The following is a 1,160-nucleotide window of genomic DNA, read 5'->3' as shown; positions in this document are numbered from 1 at the left end:
ACAATGCTATTTAATTGCCAAAATGTTGGGCATTGCTGCCCAACCTACTTGCTAAGGCTCAAATTTATAAAGCTTTGGCTGATGCTAATGGTGATCCAGTAAAGCTGGCGCGCTCTTTAGGCTGGGCCGACGATTATTTTAAAGATAAGGTGATTGTCAGGGTTAATATTCCGAATCCTGAAAATGTACGTTTAGGAATACCTAATGGGAATGAAGCGGGTGCTAATCGACAATGGCTAACTGGTGGTAAATTGCCTTATGGTTCGGATGAAGCAGTTGTAGATCTCAATCGTGCTCATGAAGGAATAACCTGAAACAAAATTATTTTAAATTTCTAACTTAATTTTGGATTATTTATGAACTTAATACATCTTAATGCAGATCGATATTTTTCATTTCGTCAGGAAGAAAAAACGGGCAAGTATTATCTTTCTATTCCAATCTCTAACAGTCAAATCGATTATATGGAATATTATGAAGTTCCTAAAAGCATGGTTGATTCTTATCCAAATAATATTCAGGAGGTCGAGGATTTAGTTAAAAGATGCCGTGAAGGATTAATGTTTCATATCTCTCTTAATGAAAGAGCTCCCGACAGGGGGGGACCTTGGTATCCAAAAAATGAGAATTCATAATAATGCCGAAAATTTATTTATTACCACCAGTTGTTTATTTAGAAATATCTATCATTGCTTGCAAAATAGGTATAATTTCTCCAAGTAAAGGATAGCGCCCCAGAGTTGGTTTTCGCTTAGGGTACTTATTGACGCGTCACCTCGAAATCGCAATATTGAGATCTTACCCTGTCCTCGAACTTAGGTGTGACCATAAGCTTATTAATAAACCTCCACTCATCACCAGTAACCGGCTGCGTAGACAGCCGGCTCTGTTTAACCAGCACCATATTTTCTAATTCAGTTTGCGCTTTAATTTCCGCAAGCGAAATTAATCGTGGAAAAACTTTGGTAAGTTGAATATCCACCGAAACCCAGCGCGGGTTGTTGGGGGCGACGAGATGATCTATGCCGTAGATATGGGGTTCAGCTTTCAACAGCCCATTGCTTTGCCATAGATCATCTTCCTTTCAAGGTGTTAATTTAGAAGCATGCACTGGTGCGCTATTAACATTGTTGGTGGGGTTAGTGCGTAGGTTGGGCAGC

At 39.4% G+C, this 1,160-nt stretch carries 3 protein-coding genes; 2 read left to right on the top strand and 1 reads right to left on the bottom strand.

Translation table 11 applies throughout. The features are described from left to right. The first annotated feature begins 32 nt into the window (after positions 1–32). Both A596_RS10625 and A596_RS10620 read left to right on the top strand, forming a co-directional pair. Positions 33–314: a hypothetical protein gene (locus A596_RS10625; RefSeq protein WP_152600154.1), complete on the top strand. Its 282-nt coding sequence runs from the start codon at positions 33–35 to the stop codon at positions 312–314. Between the two features lie 42 nt (positions 315–356). Then, the gene (locus A596_RS10620; protein WP_039914678.1) at positions 357–635 is read left to right on the top strand and encodes a hypothetical protein; all 279 of its coding nucleotides are present in this window, start codon (positions 357–359) and stop codon (positions 633–635) included. Between the two features lie 125 nt (positions 636–760). Here A596_RS10620 and A596_RS10615 read toward each other — a convergent pair whose 3' ends face one another. Then, positions 761–1,051: an EVE domain-containing protein gene (locus tag A596_RS10615; RefSeq protein WP_039914676.1), complete on the bottom strand. Its 291-nt coding sequence runs from the start codon at positions 1,049–1,051 to the stop codon at positions 761–763. Positions 1,052–1,160: the final 109 nt, after the last annotated feature.

The organism is Cellvibrio mixtus subsp. mixtus J3-8, assembly GCF_000766945.1.
Lineage (GTDB): Bacteria > Pseudomonadota > Gammaproteobacteria > Pseudomonadales > Cellvibrionaceae > Cellvibrio > Cellvibrio mixtus_A.
The sequence above is the reverse complement of the archived record's forward strand: the minus strand, read 5'-3'. Positions and strand labels throughout refer to the sequence as shown.